Annotated in this window: 19 protein-coding genes; 10 read left to right on the top strand and 9 right to left on the bottom strand. The window is 33.3% G+C overall.

The window, feature by feature from the left end; genetic code table 11:
* Nucleotides 1-6: 6 nt before the first annotated feature.
* Entirely contained in the window at nucleotides 7-747 is a 741-nt protein-coding gene (locus ACX12B_RS05550; RefSeq protein ID WP_459353052.1) for a hypothetical protein, read from the bottom strand.
* Nucleotides 748-832: 85 nt separating this feature from the next.
* Between ACX12B_RS05550 and ACX12B_RS05555 the strand changes: the two genes are divergently transcribed.
* The 5 genes from ACX12B_RS05555 to hsp20 all read left to right on the top strand — a co-directional run bounded on the left by ACX12B_RS05555 (nucleotide 833) and on the right by hsp20 (nucleotide 3,934).
* Complete coding sequence (locus ACX12B_RS05555; protein WP_459353053.1) at nucleotides 833-1,324, top strand: DUF192 domain-containing protein; 492 nt, start codon at nucleotides 833-835, stop codon at nucleotides 1,322-1,324.
* 40 nt (nucleotides 1,325-1,364) lie between these two features.
* Nucleotides 1,365-2,000 (top strand): hypothetical protein, encoded by a 636-nt coding sequence (locus tag ACX12B_RS05560; RefSeq protein ID WP_459353054.1) that lies wholly within the window; start codon nucleotides 1,365-1,367, stop codon nucleotides 1,998-2,000.
* Nucleotides 2,001-2,035: 35 nt separating this feature from the next.
* Nucleotides 2,036-2,809, top strand: coding sequence for a sulfite exporter TauE/SafE family protein (locus ACX12B_RS05565; RefSeq protein WP_459353055.1), 774 nt, complete (start codon nucleotides 2,036-2,038; stop codon nucleotides 2,807-2,809).
* Nucleotides 2,810-3,214: 405 nt separating this feature from the next.
* Nucleotides 3,215-3,346 (top strand): hypothetical protein, encoded by a 132-nt coding sequence (locus ACX12B_RS05570; RefSeq protein ID WP_459353056.1) that lies wholly within the window; start codon nucleotides 3,215-3,217, stop codon nucleotides 3,344-3,346.
* Between the two features lie 87 nt (nucleotides 3,347-3,433).
* The gene (gene hsp20, locus ACX12B_RS05575; RefSeq protein WP_459353057.1) at nucleotides 3,434-3,934 is read left to right on the top strand and encodes an archaeal heat shock protein Hsp20; all 501 of its coding nucleotides are present in this window, start codon (nucleotides 3,434-3,436) and stop codon (nucleotides 3,932-3,934) included.
* A 910-nt stretch (nucleotides 3,935-4,844) separates the two neighbouring features.
* On the opposite strand, the gene ACX12B_RS05580 is transcribed toward hsp20, so the two are convergent.
* Nucleotides 4,845-4,985 (bottom strand): hypothetical protein, encoded by a 141-nt coding sequence (locus ACX12B_RS05580; RefSeq protein ID WP_459353058.1) that lies wholly within the window; start codon nucleotides 4,983-4,985, stop codon nucleotides 4,845-4,847.
* 133 nt (nucleotides 4,986-5,118) lie between these two features.
* Between ACX12B_RS05580 and ACX12B_RS05585 the strand changes: the two genes are divergently transcribed.
* The 3 genes from ACX12B_RS05585 to ACX12B_RS05595 all read left to right on the top strand — a co-directional run bounded on the left by ACX12B_RS05585 (nucleotide 5,119) and on the right by ACX12B_RS05595 (nucleotide 7,025).
* Nucleotides 5,119-5,319 carry a hypothetical protein gene (locus ACX12B_RS05585; protein WP_459353059.1) on the top strand — a complete coding sequence of 67 codons (201 nt, stop codon included), beginning with the start codon at nucleotides 5,119-5,121 and terminating at the stop codon, nucleotides 5,317-5,319.
* Nucleotides 5,320-5,419: 100 nt separating this feature from the next.
* The gene (locus ACX12B_RS05590; protein WP_459353060.1) at nucleotides 5,420-5,578 is read left to right on the top strand and encodes a hypothetical protein; all 159 of its coding nucleotides are present in this window, start codon (nucleotides 5,420-5,422) and stop codon (nucleotides 5,576-5,578) included.
* Between the two features lie 904 nt (nucleotides 5,579-6,482).
* Nucleotides 6,483-7,025 (top strand): hypothetical protein, encoded by a 543-nt coding sequence (locus ACX12B_RS05595; protein WP_459353061.1) that lies wholly within the window; start codon nucleotides 6,483-6,485, stop codon nucleotides 7,023-7,025.
* A 259-nt stretch (nucleotides 7,026-7,284) separates the two neighbouring features.
* Here ACX12B_RS05595 and ACX12B_RS05600 read toward each other — a convergent pair whose 3' ends face one another.
* Both ACX12B_RS05600 and ACX12B_RS05605 read right to left on the bottom strand, forming a co-directional pair.
* The gene (locus tag ACX12B_RS05600; protein WP_459353062.1) at nucleotides 7,285-7,734 is read right to left on the bottom strand and encodes a hypothetical protein; all 450 of its coding nucleotides are present in this window, start codon (nucleotides 7,732-7,734) and stop codon (nucleotides 7,285-7,287) included.
* Nucleotides 7,735-7,736: 2 nt separating this feature from the next.
* Nucleotides 7,737-9,503, bottom strand: a complete 1,767-nt coding sequence (locus ACX12B_RS05605) for an SDR family NAD(P)-dependent oxidoreductase (protein WP_459353063.1) — start codon at nucleotides 9,501-9,503, stop codon at nucleotides 7,737-7,739.
* A gap of 96 nt (nucleotides 9,504-9,599) precedes the next feature.
* Between ACX12B_RS05605 and ACX12B_RS05610 the strand changes: the two genes are divergently transcribed.
* Both ACX12B_RS05610 and ACX12B_RS05615 read left to right on the top strand, forming a co-directional pair.
* A complete protein-coding gene (locus ACX12B_RS05610; RefSeq protein WP_459353064.1) occupies nucleotides 9,600-9,836 on the top strand; it encodes a hypothetical protein in 237 nt (78 codons plus the stop codon).
* A gap of 2 nt (nucleotides 9,837-9,838) precedes the next feature.
* Nucleotides 9,839-10,216: a hypothetical protein gene (locus tag ACX12B_RS05615; protein ID WP_459353065.1), complete on the top strand. Its 378-nt coding sequence runs from the start codon at nucleotides 9,839-9,841 to the stop codon at nucleotides 10,214-10,216.
* Here ACX12B_RS05615 and endA read toward each other — a convergent pair.
* The 5 genes from endA to fbp form a co-directional block, all read right to left on the bottom strand.
* Nucleotides 10,213-10,749 (bottom strand): tRNA-intron lyase, encoded by a 537-nt coding sequence (gene endA / locus ACX12B_RS05620; RefSeq protein WP_459353066.1) that lies wholly within the window; start codon nucleotides 10,747-10,749, stop codon nucleotides 10,213-10,215. The genes ACX12B_RS05615 and endA overlap by 4 nt on opposite strands.
* 91 nt (nucleotides 10,750-10,840) lie before the next feature.
* Entirely contained in the window at nucleotides 10,841-11,494 is a 654-nt protein-coding gene (locus ACX12B_RS05625) for a DUF47 domain-containing protein (RefSeq protein WP_428324003.1), read from the bottom strand.
* Between the two features lie 66 nt (nucleotides 11,495-11,560).
* Nucleotides 11,561-13,327: an ATP-dependent DNA ligase gene (locus tag ACX12B_RS05630; RefSeq protein ID WP_459353067.1), complete on the bottom strand. Its 1,767-nt coding sequence runs from the start codon at nucleotides 13,325-13,327 to the stop codon at nucleotides 11,561-11,563.
* A gap of 36 nt (nucleotides 13,328-13,363) precedes the next feature.
* The gene (locus tag ACX12B_RS05635) at nucleotides 13,364-13,771 is read right to left on the bottom strand and encodes a hypothetical protein (protein ID WP_459353068.1); all 408 of its coding nucleotides are present in this window, start codon (nucleotides 13,769-13,771) and stop codon (nucleotides 13,364-13,366) included.
* 68 nt (nucleotides 13,772-13,839) lie between these two features.
* Nucleotides 13,840-14,976 (bottom strand): fructose-1,6-bisphosphate aldolase/phosphatase, encoded by a 1,137-nt coding sequence (gene fbp / locus ACX12B_RS05640; protein ID WP_459353143.1) that lies wholly within the window; start codon nucleotides 14,974-14,976, stop codon nucleotides 13,840-13,842.
* Nucleotides 14,977-14,982 lie beyond the last annotated feature (6 nt).

Consider the following 14,982-nt stretch of genomic DNA (forward strand, 5'->3'; position numbering starts at 1 on the left):
ATGTTTTTAGATTAGAATGTCTTTTTCTGAATTTACCAATGGTTTTTTTGGAACGTCAAATATCTCAAATGAATCTAAATATTTCAAGTGTTTTGAAATTGATTTTTCATCTAGTGTGATTAGTATTCTGTCATTATGCTGTATTTCGTATTGTGAAATATCTGATAGAAACCTTTCTCCATTGACAAAAACTTGAACTGTTTTCTTTTCTTCTCCACAAAATTCATTCATATCTTTGGAAAAATCATATTGCACAAAAATACAATTCTGTGTTATCTTTAATCCAATTGATGCAAAAAGCATCTCTAGTGGAACCCCTGTTGCATGTTTGTGAATTAGATATGGATTGTGATCCTCAAAATGAATATACTTACTTGATAGTTGAAATTGTGGTAGACCAAAATTTAGTTGTTCTCCATCTAACACCACAAGCATTGCTGCATGTGAATGATCACTTCCATATTTCCCAATATTGTATTGATTTGCCAAAATTTGTTCAGGACTCATGTTTAATGTATTTTGGATAATCTGTGAATCTATTTCATTTTGATTAATAAAATAATACGAAAAAAAACCTGCTGATACTATTCCAAAAACTATGATTCCTATTACAAGACTTTTACTTTTTGATTTTTGTGTAATTTCTAGTGGAATTGGTTGTTGATATTCAAAATTACTTTCTTCATAACGGCCTGGCAAACTGTCATCTGAATCAATATCCTTTGGGAGTGTTTTGTCTTCAGACAATTATATGGAATTTCTATTGTTTGTATAAATGTCCTTGATTCAAAAATTGATTAACGTATTTTAAAAGGCCTAGCCAAATTGAATTGTGACTACTAGGGCTCAGGCACTAATTCCAATCACAATTGCCGCTGTAATTATTGGAGTTGTAGGCTTGATGTCCATTCCTAGTGAGAGTAAATTAGAATCAGTCGAGTTTCCTAGGGGCACGATCATGGTTGATGATGTCCCGCTTGAGGTGCAAATAGCAGACACTGAACCCAGAAGAGTCCGTGGCTTGATGTTTCAAGATCAATTACCTTATGATCAAGGGATGATCTTTGTCTTTAATGAACCTGGACTATATTCTCTGTGGATGCTTAACATGCAATTTCCACTTGACATGATCTGGTTTGATGAAAACGGTAAAGTTGTTCATATCGAACAAGACGTTCCCCCATGCAAAGCTGCTCTAGAAATTGCTACATGTCAAAGCGTAGTTCCTGAAAATGATGCAGTTTACATTCTTGAGGTAACTGCTGGATTCATTGAACAAAACAATATCACAAAAGATTCTATTCTAACTATCATCTCAATTTAGAATTGCAAAACCTTATCTTTGAATAATAGATTTGTTGTTTGTGAATAAATTAATTATAATTCCAATAATTCTTGGTATTGCAGCTATTACTTCATATGCAATGTTAGTTCCTGAAGATTCTTCTGAACCTCTTACAACTCCGATCTATGATTCAGGTTTTACTTATTATGATATTGAAACAATTCAAACATCCCTAAAGGAACATGGAATTTTTGTTTCATCTCCTACAGCTATAACTGATCATACTATTAGTCAATACTGTACATTTTTTGAAAAAGGACTTCCAAGAAATGTAGAATATTGTACAACTACTGCTGTTTTAGATTCTGATGGTAATTCTATTGGAAACATCAATATCGGCGGAAGTACTTCGTCTCCAATTTTAGCAATTGCAAATCTTGAAACTGATACTTTGGAATCTGATAAAGAAACGACATATGCAATATTTGAGGCTGTAATACAAACACTTGTTTGTGATTGTTGGGAAGAAGAAGAATCCATTGGCTTTGAAACTATTCCTGAATGGCTAGATACCGTGCACACTTTCTATTATGACTCTGATGAGCGTAACATCAAATCAAAAATTGATAATTTGGCTGATACTGAAATTCTCTTTGAGATTACCTCAAAAGATAATTCTGTATTGCAGACATTAATTATCACAAAACACGTCTAATTATATACAACAAAATTCTTTGATTGGCGATTACAATGATTGATCATCTATGGCTTATTCCTTTAGGATTTGCAGCAGGTGTGCTGGGTTCTATGATTGGATTAGGTGGAGGTGTTATTGTAGTTCCAGTTTTAACTTTTTTGGGGTTTCCTCCAACTGCTGCTGCAAGTAACAGTCTTTTTGCAGCTCTTAGCAATGCAGTTGCATCTACAATATCCTATTCCAAACAAAAACGAATTGAATATTCTTTAGGATTAAAACTTGGCTTGTTATCTATTCCTGGAACTGTATTGGGTGCTGTTGTTTCTAGTGACGTGGCTTCAGATATTTTTAAGATATTGTTTGGATTTGTATTGATTGCTTCAGCAGCTTACATCTTCTTGAGAAAAAAACTTGCAACAAAAGAAAAGAAAATTTCTCTTCAAATGATGATTTTTGCAGTAGGTGCTAGTTTCTTTGCAGGAATCATATCTTCTTTCTTTGGAATAGGGGGCGGAATTGTGTTTGTTCCGTTAATGGTAGTTGGAATGGGAATGGCAATGAAAAAAGCTGCACCAACTTCTCAAATGATATTGCTATTTGCTTCATTATCTGGAGTAATTGTTCATAGCTTATTGGGACATCCTGATTTTCTTCAAGCGGGATTTTTGGCAATTGGCTCTTTTATTGGTGGACTAGTTGGAGCAAGATTATCTATTGATATCAAAGAAAGGTATCTTCAAATTTTAGTTTCTGTAGTTATTTTAATTGCAGCTGGAAAATTATTCTTTGATTCTTTGACTGGAAATTCTATATCTTTAGGATTTTAGGCTCAAAATTCTATTTGTGCTTTTATACAAATTTTGTAATGTAAATTGTTCGTCAGGTCTTATGATCTGAGGGCGGGGGAGACTAGTCGGCTCTCCTGTTTTAATTTTAAAATTGTTAGAATTGTTTTGGTAAATAATTTGGCGAGTTATTTTGGTGTTTTCTTCTAAATAGTATATGATATCTCAAGATTCGGTTTAATTTTTACCCAACATTCTGTGAGTGAATTCAAGTGAAGGCAGACCTGCAACGCATGTTAAATGGCAGCTGTCTTATCACGAATTCACTGGACATTATAGGACTATTAAATAATTAAAATATCCTTTAGTTGATTTCCTTTAAAATTAAATCAATTTTTGTCTTGCTTAATTATTTGATCATTCATTACTTATCCTTGGTGATAAACTATGACTACAAACTATTGCCAAAAATGTGGTGGATTTCTAGCAGAAGTTGTTAGATACACAAACCCTCAGACTGTCCAAAAGGTATGTCTTGGATGTGGTTATCGTCTTGGTGGTGATTCTAAATGGAGTTGATTTACAAGATGAAAAATCATGTTAAAAAGTGGAACAAGACTGTATTTTCAAACTTAGTAAAATTATCCAAACTAAGAGGAGGTGTGCATGATGAAGTGGTTTGATGAATTTGACGAAATATTTCACAGAATGAACCGACCATTCTTCGATATTGAAAATCTGTTTGATCAAATGTCAAAATCTGACGGTAAAACATTGGGACCATACGTCTACGGATATTCCATGACTGTAGGACCTGATGGAAAGCCTGTGATACAGGAATACGGAAACGTAAAGCCAAGTCTTCCTGATGCTTCAGGTAACAGACAACCTGTAGTCGAACAGATTTTGGATGAAAAAACAAAGCAGTTAAGACTAATTGTTGAACTTCCAGGTGTCGAAAAGAAGAACATTTCTGTAAATGTAGTCGACAATATTGCTCACATTGAAGCACCTTTCCAAGATTCCAAGTATGTAACAGATGTAAAGATTCAACATAAGGTTGATGAAAACTCTGTCAAAGCCTCATACAATAACGGAATTTTAGAAGTTGTCTTTGACACTAAACAAGAAGAAAAATCAAAAGGCAAAGTCGTTAAAATCGACTAACCTTTATTTTCTTTTTTTATTTTACAAGCATTTCTACTATGACCACTTCTTAATGAAAAAAATTGAAATCCTAGTTGTTAAAAGATAATTTCATTGAATGGCTAGGATCCATTTTTACTGCATAAATTAATCTTTTTTCAAGTTTCTTGATAAATGCGTCTCTGCAATCATCGCAACAAAACCTTTCATTTTTTCCTTCAAATAGGTTTTTACAATTTTTGCAAACCCGCAAATCATTCTTTTTGCTTTTAATTGATTTTAAACTCATTTTGTTTCATCACGTAATAACTGGTGATAACCGAATGGTTGGTATGTCGCTTAATAGACATAAGGAATGGTATTGAATGTCAGTATCTAGTAGACATCTACTACATGTAAATTGATTTGCTTGCTTGCATTCAGAACATTGTGATTTAACATGTAATTCTGTACCACAAGCACGACATAACGTATCTGGCAAATTTACCACCTTTGAAAAGTTATGTATTTCAAATATATGAAATATGAATCAGTTGATTTTATCCAAAATGAAATCAACTTGTATCTAGATTAATAGTTCAACACGTGTATTGTCATACAAGATAAGCGCGGTAGGGATGAGATTGAATAACAACACAATGTCTGAAAATATGAATGAAGGGGAAAACATTGAGGAGAAATTTGAACATCTGTTTCCCGAATACAACTATTCTGTAAACTCATCTTTTCATGAAAAAGACATGCGGAAGAGAAAACGCATGAAACTATATAGTGATATTCTGTAAATTAATCTAAAATAATTTGGATATTTTAATACTTAATTTTGGATTGGTTCCAAAAAAATAATTCATGAATATAATTTAAAAAATATTGATTCTAGATATAAAAAAAGACAGATTATTTCATCTGTCTTCTAGAGGTGTTATGAAAATTAAATATTGGTTACAATAAAGGCACCAATACCCATACCAATTACAACACCAATGCCCATACAGATCAGGTCAAATTTTACGACCTTTCTAAATGGAGCATGGACCATTTTGTCCCACGTGCTGATTTTTTGAGATTGCATATTTTTCACCTCGAATCTGCACATTACATAATTGAATTATTAAACAATCAGAGAGTTGACTTGATTTAATCTGAAATCAACTCCCAGCCTCTTTAATTAAGTGATAATTAATTATACAATATTAGAGATAGAAATGAACATCTACGATACAAAGACGCTTTCATGTAAAACATGTGGGAAAAACATTGGAGAAATAGAATATGATGCAGAAGTTTTGCTTCCAAAATGTGGCCAATGTGCAAATCCCCTTCCAGAAGGAGACAAGATATTGTATACAATCAGTGCAATAAAGAATCAACCACAAAAAGTGATGTTAACACATGCAAATCAATAAGCGAAGATATACGGTTCAGAAAAAATGTGATGATTGTAAAAGGATGCATTGTACAAATGGTTGCGTCTGTGATTGTCACCCTACACAGTGGTGGTAATAGGTGAAGGTAGAAATCATTCAATCCGAATCTGTTTCTGAATTGGATAGATTGATCAACGATTGCATACAAAGACGTGAAATTGTAGACATAAAACTCTCATCAACAATGTTGGATGAAGAAAAAATCTTATACACATCTTTGATCATGATTGATAGTTAATCTCATAGCACACAATCCTGTGCATTGTTGTTAAAGATAATTTATTCTCCAAGTTTAAATTCAGCATTACAAGTCTGAATTTGCCGTTACAAGGTTTGTAGGCAAAACCTAGTTGGTGAAATCCATACGGAAAGAAAAACCTTCAAGATAATTTTTACAGTGGGTTGTAATTATTAAAATTAATTTCCTGAGATTAAATCCCAGATAAATCCAAAAAATTCCTTTATCACAATAATCACTTTTAAAAAAACTAGTTAATTTTCAACCTAAAATTTCATTGACAAATAATAGACAAATTTTTAATCAATAATCGTACCTGGATTGAATTTGTTAAAAATGAATTATTTAAAGAAATCATCGTAAGTCTCTTTTGTTATAAAATTTCTTTTTTGTGACTGATGCAATAAACTCACATTGGTATGAACAGTATGGAAAGCTGTCCTCAAAAGTTCGTCTGCCGCAACACAGACATGTATTGACCTGCATTTAATTCTCCATATCTTGGTTGGCACATTTTGAAGAACAATATTCACTTGTACGCAGAGAGAAATGTTTGCCACAGATCTTACATTCTTGTTCAAAATAATCTTCTTCTGAAAATAACTTTCTTCGTGTTTTTGCCATTAATCAAAATCAAATCATTTTTTATTTTAAAATGAATATTTTTTGATTTACTATAGGATGAAGTTAACTAGTTGATTTCATTCTGACTGTAAATAACTGATTCATCTCTCAAATATTAAAAATCAAACATGATTTTGGAGATTAAATTGGTAAAAAAACGAAAGTCAATTACTGATGAGGAATAATAAGAGCAAAGAAACATGTCTCAATATCTTTGTCACTGCTTTTCTCTTCAGATGTGTTTCTTTTCTTATTCCTTTTTACCCTGATAAAATGAGACATGAAAAAGATTCTAGTTCTGGTTTTGTTTGTACTGGTTTTTACAACTTATCCAATTCAGGAATCTTTTGCTAAAATTCCAATAAAACGAGTCGAAGAAATTCGCTGTTCTAATATCTATGAAAAGTTCCTAAAAATGGGCGAAGATGGATTCCTAAAACGATATCCTGCATATCCAATCATGGACAAATGTATGATGTTGTTTAAAGATCCTAATTTTGTTTCTAAACATACGCCAAATTCAGAATCATCTGAGTCTAATCTCTCTCTTTTATCAACAGAAACAAAAATCATATCTTCTAGAACGATTGGTTCAAACAAAATTTTAACAAATTTTAGCATTTGTTATGATGAAAATAAACGAACAAACTATGTTCTGATTGCATCTGATCTGGAAAAGATTTTTGGTAAGGTACATAGACTGCCAGATAAGCCATGTCCTTCGTTTTGGATTGTGATTAATTCAATGGATATATCAAACACTCAATTTTCATGGGATTACGGGCACAAGTCAAATCCTCAAGTTGAGAGGAAGATGTTTTAAGACTGTTTATGCCTAAAATTCAATCCAATATTTCTAATGCTAATGTATTTTTACAATTTGGGCATTTTGGGATAACATCACTCATGATTATCATTTCACATTTATCACAAATTCTCATATCTTCAAAAATTTTTTTTCTGTATAAATACGACAACCAAACATCCCATTTTTGGAACTCTGATTTGTTAATGCAAATTCATATTTGCAGAAAGTAAACTTTCATAAAATAATTTTCATATTTTATTGGATGATGTATTTGTTATCTTGGTGGTTCTTTCTTGATTCTGTAGATGTTTCTTTTAGAAAGTACAATTGTTTCTCCTTCGTTATCTGTTCCTTCATAGTCTACTGCAATCTTTCCAAATTCATCATCCATGTCTTCTACTTGTGATATTGTAAATTTTAATTTCAAAACTTGATCTGTGTAAAATGGTTTAAGAAATCGTGTGTTTCTATTTTTCCATTCTGGGTCTCCATCTGTTCCAAGAAAAATAATATGATTTCCATAAATTTGACTTAGTCTTGTAAATTCTCCTTCCATTCTTGATAATATTGCACGTCCTGAAACAATTTGCTCACCTTTTTGTTTGTCTTCTAAGAATGCATTTCTAACTCTTGAAAAATTTAGATACTCTTCTAGTTCTTTTTCAGAAATACTGCATGTAGAATGAAATGCATCACCTACTCTGAATTCAGAAAATTTTTTCATTCTTATCTTGATTCGTCAACACAGAAAGTTACTTCAGATGATGAAGCCGCATTTTCTGATACTAGGAAATTAAAAGCATCTGCAATTTTTTGATTGTCTGGTTCTATGCCTGTGACAGAACCTGGGAAAATAGTAAACATTCTGATTTTAGATTTTAACACGTCGCTTAATTCTTGATTAACTGTAGTTGTAAATGGTCTTAGTGCTCCTCTGAAGACTTCGACTTGAGCTCTTTGTGTGCCTGTAACTTTTTTCCCAACTGGTAAATCTGGACCAATTATCATAATAGAGCCTGTTGTATCTTTGTATAGTCTTGGATCCTTTCCTCCTCCTGGAACAAATTGTTCTAGTGCTCTTTGTGCAACAGTTGCTGGAGTTGAGATGAATTTTGCTACTAGTTCTTCCCATCCTGCTCTAGTTAGGTCAGTCAAGTTTCCTGCTTCTGGGAGTTTTCCTGTGATGTGGACTACTGCTAAAATCTCTCCGATGTTTGTCTTGGCAGTGTTTAACCATCTTTCTACCTCTTCAGGGTTTTTGATATCTACTACATGAGAGTGGAATTTACCGCTGATTGAATCTTGAATTTCTTGAGGTGTTGATTGTGAAATGAAACATGCAACTTTGCCACCATTTTTCTCAACATGACTTGCCAAAAACTCTACTCTTTCTGCATCTGTTTTGTCTGTTCCATCAATAGTGAAGACTACTGATTTTCCTGTAAAGTCTGGTTGATGAACTCCTGGTGTAGTAGTTCCAATGTGTGGTTTTACTGGATAAAATACTCTGTCCCCTGGAATTACTTTACCATTGAGAATTTTTGCAATTTCATCATCACACAAATTGAGAACTGATTCAGCAACTTGTGATTGTGACAAAAATTCTCTATTTGCAATCATATGTGATGTGTTGTTTTGAACTTTCTCTGCTATAGTTTGAATTTTAGTTAATAGATTTGTAAATGTCTCTGTTAATTTTGCAACATCTTTACCATTTGCTAATTTTTCTGCAGTCTTTGCAATTCCTTCTTTATCAATTCCATCTGCTTGTATACATTCTAACAAATCATCTTTTGCCTCTTCAACTTCTACTGGGGTCAAGTCTTCAAAACCACTTACTCTCATAAATTCTGCTGCTGCTTTTGGATATACTGTCTTGTAAATTCTATCTGAGTGAACTGGACCTGGATTTGTTGCAATTGATATTATTCCTTTATCAGTTAATTCCCATGACATACATTCAGCTAGTCTATTCTTTGCACCTTGTGAAGCAGTATATGGACTTCTAAATCTGTAAGGTCTTTGTTCTAGTGGTCTTTCTTCAGTAAAGAATGTTGAAATTGTAATTATCTTTCCTCCTTCTTTCATTACTTTTAGTGCTTGAACTGAACCCCAAAACGTTCCAGTCAAATGGATTCCAATTGTACTTTTGAATTCATCTAATGGTGAATTTGCAAAACATGTAACAGGACCTGATACTCCTGCATTGTTAATTATGTAATCTACATTGGTTCCCTCATTTTTTAGAGTGTCAAACATTTCATTCATTGCTGTTTCATCTGCAACATCTACTCCTGCAAAAATTTTGACTGTAGCATTTGTACCCTGTGGGATTTTTCCTTCAAGCTCTTTTGCAGCTTCTTGTAATGGCTCTTTTCTTCTGCCAAGAATAATCACACTTGCACCATTTTCTACAAATTTTGTTGCAATGGCTTTTCCAATCCCTGTTCCGCTTCCTGTAACCAGTGCGACTTTGTCTTGGAATTTCAGCAAGATAAAAGTCTGAAATCTTTTGTAATATTTAATTGGATTGATCTCTAGAAGTTTTTTCTTGATATCTTTATTTGTGGGTATGATTCATGATTTTTTATGCATGATACAGAGCCAGATACATTTGTCTATCAGACATGGCCTGAGAAATTTAGTAGTATGTTAAAGGAGATCGGTGTAGATTCTGAATCCAAAGATATTGGAACTGATGATGTTGAACAAGGTGATTATTACAGTAGATATTTTGCTCATACCGCAAGAATGATAACAAATAGAGGATGTCTTGATGTCAAGAACTCTAACATTGACGTAATTCAAATTATTCAAAAGGGATAAAAATGCAAGATCCAAATCCACTCCCTTGGGGCGCACTAGACAGATATCAAGCACACTTTATTGTACGAAAAGACACTGGTAGAAACGTAGGTAACTATGTTGCAAAAACACAACTTCAAACTAGAGGTCATTTTGCATCAAAAACTGTTGAGAGTGTAAGTTGGAATGGTCCTGGTGCTCTTGCTGAAAAACTAAACCACGATTCTGAATTAAACGAGATGATTGCAAAACAGTCTGTAAAAGATGCAACCATCTATGTTGAACCAACTGAGAATGCAGTAAGAATCCGTGGTAAATGGGATAATCACTTAGCATTTGGAATTACAAAAGAACTTTTTGAAATCTATGACCGTATTGCTGGTCACATAAAATCTGTTTAGGCCTTCCACCAATCTAAAGCTAAAAAGTCAACATTATCTTTACCTTTTGGAATTGCCAAAATGAATTGTTTTCTTACTGTAGTTGCCAGTCTTCCTGCAAGCACAATTCCTGTTGATGTTATTGGTTCATTTCTATTGTACACTTGAATCAAAAATGGGGCATGATCTATTCCTGGACCTTTCTCATATACTGCAAAGTCACAACCAAACTTTATTCCGGGATTAATGATGTATCCTTTGTCTCTAAAGTTTTTGTAAACTAGATATTTTTTATCAAAATCATGATGTTCTTTTTTACAAATTTCTGTCATTTGTTCTGCTGTAACTTTGTGTTTTGATTTTGAAATTGTAATTTTTTTATTTTCAAGCAAATACAATGATTCAATTAAATCTAAAACAAGAGGTGCATCAATTTCTTCAATTTTTGGTTTTGGAATGCCTATAGGTTTTCCGTAATATCCATTACTGAAAAGTTTACGAGAGTCTTCAATATTCCAAACAATTACTCTGTTTTCAATTAACTCACCTTTCATGATTTTTCAAAAACTATAGTGTATATGAATTCATTAGCTTTTAGATGTTCTTTAAAATATAAAATAAAGTAAAAATGTAGTTGTGATTTGTTTATAGGCTCAATGCTAACAAAATGAAAGAATCTGATACTCTTTGACATTTATCTGCCATCTCTTCAATTCCCTCAATCACGTCTTTCATTAACATTAATTCTTTGGTGTTAGTTACTTCAGATAGAAGTTTTATTGTTGCTTGTCTGTATTTGATGTCTATTTCTCTTTCAATTGTTTGTGTTTCTTGTGCTAATTCAATTGCATTTGCAGTGTTTGTGTTAAGACTTCTAATGATTTCATTTAGTTTGTAGACTTCATCTACAACTAACTCAATTAGTTTTGTCAAGTCTTTGTCTAGTTTTGCACTTTTTAGAGTTGCTGGTTTTACATTTGAAAGTTTGAATGAAATTCCGGTAATGTAACCTGCAATTTCATCCATTGTGTATGCTGTGTTTAGAAGATTCTCTCTGTTCATGATCAAACCTCCAACATCTGCTACTTCTCGTGTAATCTTTCTTCTTAGATTTTCAACTTCTTCTTCAATTGTAGAGATTTGTTCTAATGTGTTTTTGATTCCTGTCTTGTCTTTTTTCATCATTAGTTCAGGAAGTGTTGCTAATTCTCTGGATGCATTTAGAATTCTATTGATTTCGTCTTGTAAAACTGCTATAGCCTTTCTTTTTGCTTGAACCTCAAGCTCTCCGCTATACATAACAAAAACTACCTAATCCTGAGGTAATTTAAATCCTCTATGATCTTTGATATTTTTTGAGCATGATTACATGAGACTTTTGTCATGTGCTACTTTTTTCTGACCTTGGTATAGTGTGATCACTTCTTCATTTGTGGATGCATCTTCTGCCATTTTTTCAACTCTTATCTTTCCTGTAAACTTTGGAAATCTCAATGCAAGTCCTGCACCTTTTCTGATTTTGTCTCTTGCTGCTTTGTGAATTGGACTAAGTGTAATTTCAGATGCAACCACTTCAATTACTAGTTCTGGTTCAAACCATACATCTGCTTCCATTTCACTGTCAATTCGTGGATTTTTCTTGATTGTTACTTTGGGATTTAGAATTTGGTATAATTGATCTAATGCATCATCTGAAAACCCTGTACCTACTTTACAAACACTGGTGAATGTATCTTCATCTTCTTCATATGTTGCTAAAAGTAGGGTGCCATAATTTCCTGTCCTTCTTCCTTTTCCAAAGAATCCTCCTATTACAACAAGATCTAAACTATCTCCCAATTCATTTTGATATTCTCTTTTGAGTTTAAGCCAATGACTTCCTCTTGAACCTGCTTGATATGGTTTGTCTAACATCTTTAACATTAATCCCTCACTTCCTGCATTGATACTGTTTTCAAAAAAGTCTTCAATGTCATTTTCATTTTTTACTATGGTCATTGGTATGTGTTTTACAAAATCGTCTTCTTTTACCACTTTTTCCATCTTCTCTCTTCTTTCTTTGTAGTCTAATTCCAAACAACTTTTTCCATTACAATACAAAACATCAAACAGATTTACTGTTATTGGATATTGTGTAACTGCTTTTTCTATCTTGTATTTTCTTCGTCTATGCATCAATTCTTGAAATGGTAAAAACTCTCCCGTGTTTTCATTGATTGCAACTGCTTCGGCCTCTAATACTATGTTTTCTGCTTGAATTGATTTTGGAATTTTTTCTATAATGTCTGGATAATAACTTGAAATATTTTCTAAGCTTCTTGAAAATAAAACTACTTTGTCTCCCTCAATATGTAGTTGCACTCTTTCTCCATCTAATTTGTATTCAGCTGCAAACTCTTTTCCCATTTTTTCAATTGCTTCTTGTTCACTCTTTACTCTGTCTGCAAGCATTGGCCTAATTGGATTAAACAAAATTATTTTGAATTTCTCTACTCCTTCTAATCCTTCTGTTGCCAAAACTTCTGCAACTTTTCCTAAATCACTAGAAACATTGTATGCATGCTCCAAAACTTTTCTATTTTCTTTGTTGCCAGAAAATGCTATTGCTAATGCGTCCATCACTGTATTTTCTGCAATTCCTAGTCTTAATGTCCCTAACAATATCTTTAGAATGAAACTTGCCTCTAACGGACTTGCATCATTGAGCAGACTGGAAATGTATTTCATTTTCATGTCTTGTGATCTGTTTCCTTCTAATTTTGCAATTTTGAATAGCGTTTCATAGACTCGCTCAACTGTAATGTCTTCTACAAGAAATGTTGTCTGCGTTTTTTGCTCTAGTATTATGGTTGCAGCATGTCCTATGTCTCCTCCCTTTCTATATTCCTCCTCAATTTTTTTAATTGGAATTCCTGAAGACTTTGATATTGCTCTTATTGCAAGTTTTTCTGCCACCCCTAATTCAACTCCTTCAAAATCTGGTCTGAGTTTTCCTTGTAGCAGATAGACTATCTTTGAAATTACTTCTTGTGGGGTTTTTTCAAATAATTCTACCAAGTACTGTGTTAATTCTAGTCTTTTTCTTGTTGATTCCATTTTGTTAAATGAATCAGCCAGTATGGAAAACTCCATTCTATTTCCTTGTGTGCTGTTGAATAAAAATTGAATCTAGATGTATCTGAAAATTGTTGGTTTGTCTGACTTTGGAAGATCTGATACTAATGCAAAGTTGCATAGTGGATAAGATTCCTTGTACTGTTTCATAAAACTCCATGCAACATCATGTGTCTTGAATTCTGTTCTTAATCCATCAATCTGACTCTTTTTTCCATATACGTCAAAGACTACCACTGAATATTGTTTTGGACGATTGTGAGGTTTTGCTTTGAGTAGCCATGCAAGTGCAAACACAAAGACTGCCCCTAATACGACATATTCTCCTGCAACTTTGAAAAAGTCTAAAATTATTACTGGTATGGTTTTGCCAAATAATACTGCCATGAAATTTGAAAATGAAATTACTGCTAATGCTGTGAAAATGTAAGTCTTCCAATCAAAAATCTTTTGAAAATCCATTTCTGCCTATATTCTGTAAGCTCTTTTTTGATTTAACTATTTCTTATGATTTGCAGATTTTGTAATGACTAATCTGGATCTTCGTAATTCTCTTTTCTGTCGCCGCTGGATGTAGTTCCTTCCATTGGTTTCATCTTACTTTCAAGAACATCCATTCTAGCTCTGTATCCTTCTGCGTATTCTAATTCTGATGGAACAAGTGTTGCTGGGTGGATGAATCCTTGACTTCTGATTGCCATAGCTTTTTCTGTTGCTCTTTCTCTGATTAGATCCCAATCTGGAGTTGAGAATCCGTCAAATGGTCCAGTAAACTTTCCATTATGCATACTAAAGACAAGTGCTTCTACTATTGGAATACAAAAGTTGATTGTAGCTGCAGAGTTTAGTTTTACAGGCATTAATGGCATGTTGTGACTACCTCTTGTATTTCCTGCAACAAAGTGTGGATTGTTAAATACACTTCCTACCTCTTCAGTTGCTGGGAACTTTTTTTGTGTTCTAACAACACAAATTGGATCGTCTTTTCCAACATATGTCCCTGCAATGTTATGTAATCTGTCAGTTGAAGCTGCTAGAATTGGTTCACCATCTTTTGTTGTAACTGAATCTACAACATATCTTCCTGGATACATTAATGCGGCTTCAATTGTTGGCTTGTCTTGCCATAACTCTAATTCTGCAATCTGAGCTTTTTCCACATCCATAATGTTGATTTTTACTCCGTCTGCAAGACTCTTGTTTACAATTAATCCTGTGTTACTTAGTGCATCTACAAACATTCTATAAATTGGATAGTTGAATGCACCTGGTTCTGTTTTATCTGCTGCAAATACTGTGAATGCCTCATTTGGCCTTTCTTCAAATTCCATCTCTGCAACTCCTGGACCCATTCCTTTTACGTTTCCAGAAAATGAATCTTTGAGCAAGTCTTGTCCCGCACCATACAGTCCCTCTTCTTTTGCAACTTGAGTTCCTGCCATGAATGCATCCCATGCCATTTTGTGAATTTTTTCATTGTCCACACCATGAGTATGAGACATTACGATATGAGTATCATCTCCACAATATCCTATGTAATAATCGATAAGCAAATCTGCTGAATTTTTGACGGTATTTTTTATTGCGTCTAATAATCCGTCACTAGGTTTTGTATGTCCTCCAACACCGCCAACATCGGCTTTGATAACTGAAACTGTAATTTTCATATCTTC

The sequence above is a fragment of the Nitrosopumilus sp. S6 genome, assembly GCF_054515815.1.

Bases quoted from the DNA above. Each gene is read 5' to 3' on its own strand.
- ACX12B_RS05565 (WP_459353055.1), top strand. From the start codon at position 2,036: ATGATTGATCATCTATGGCTTATTCCTTTAGGATTTGCAGCAGGTGTG.
- ACX12B_RS05570 (WP_459353056.1), top strand. From the start codon at position 3,215: ATGACTACAAACTATTGCCAAAAATGTGGTGGATTTCTAGCAGAAGTT.
- hsp20 (WP_459353057.1), top strand. From the start codon at position 3,434: ATGATGAAGTGGTTTGATGAATTTGACGAAATATTTCACAGAATGAAC.
- ACX12B_RS05580 (WP_459353058.1), bottom strand. From the start codon at position 4,985: ATGCAATCTCAAAAAATCAGCACGTGGGACAAAATGGTCCATGCTCCA.
- ACX12B_RS05585 (WP_459353059.1), top strand. From the start codon at position 5,119: ATGAACATCTACGATACAAAGACGCTTTCATGTAAAACATGTGGGAAA.
- ACX12B_RS05595 (WP_459353061.1), top strand. From the start codon at position 6,483: ATGAAAAAGATTCTAGTTCTGGTTTTGTTTGTACTGGTTTTTACAACT.
- ACX12B_RS05600 (WP_459353062.1), bottom strand. From the start codon at position 7,734: ATGAAAAAATTTTCTGAATTCAGAGTAGGTGATGCATTTCATTCTACA.
- ACX12B_RS05610 (WP_459353064.1), top strand. From the start codon at position 9,600: ATGCATGATACAGAGCCAGATACATTTGTCTATCAGACATGGCCTGAG.
- ACX12B_RS05615 (WP_459353065.1), top strand. From the start codon at position 9,839: ATGCAAGATCCAAATCCACTCCCTTGGGGCGCACTAGACAGATATCAA.
- endA (WP_459353066.1), bottom strand. From the start codon at position 10,749: ATGAAAGGTGAGTTAATTGAAAACAGAGTAATTGTTTGGAATATTGAA.
- ACX12B_RS05625 (WP_428324003.1), bottom strand. From the start codon at position 11,494: ATGTATAGCGGAGAGCTTGAGGTTCAAGCAAAAAGAAAGGCTATAGCA.
- ACX12B_RS05630 (WP_459353067.1), bottom strand. From the start codon at position 13,327: ATGGAGTTTTCCATACTGGCTGATTCATTTAACAAAATGGAATCAACA.
- ACX12B_RS05635 (WP_459353068.1), bottom strand. From the start codon at position 13,771: ATGGATTTTCAAAAGATTTTTGATTGGAAGACTTACATTTTCACAGCA.
- fbp (WP_459353143.1), bottom strand. From the start codon at position 14,976: ATGAAAATTACAGTTTCAGTTATCAAAGCCGATGTTGGCGGTGTTGGA.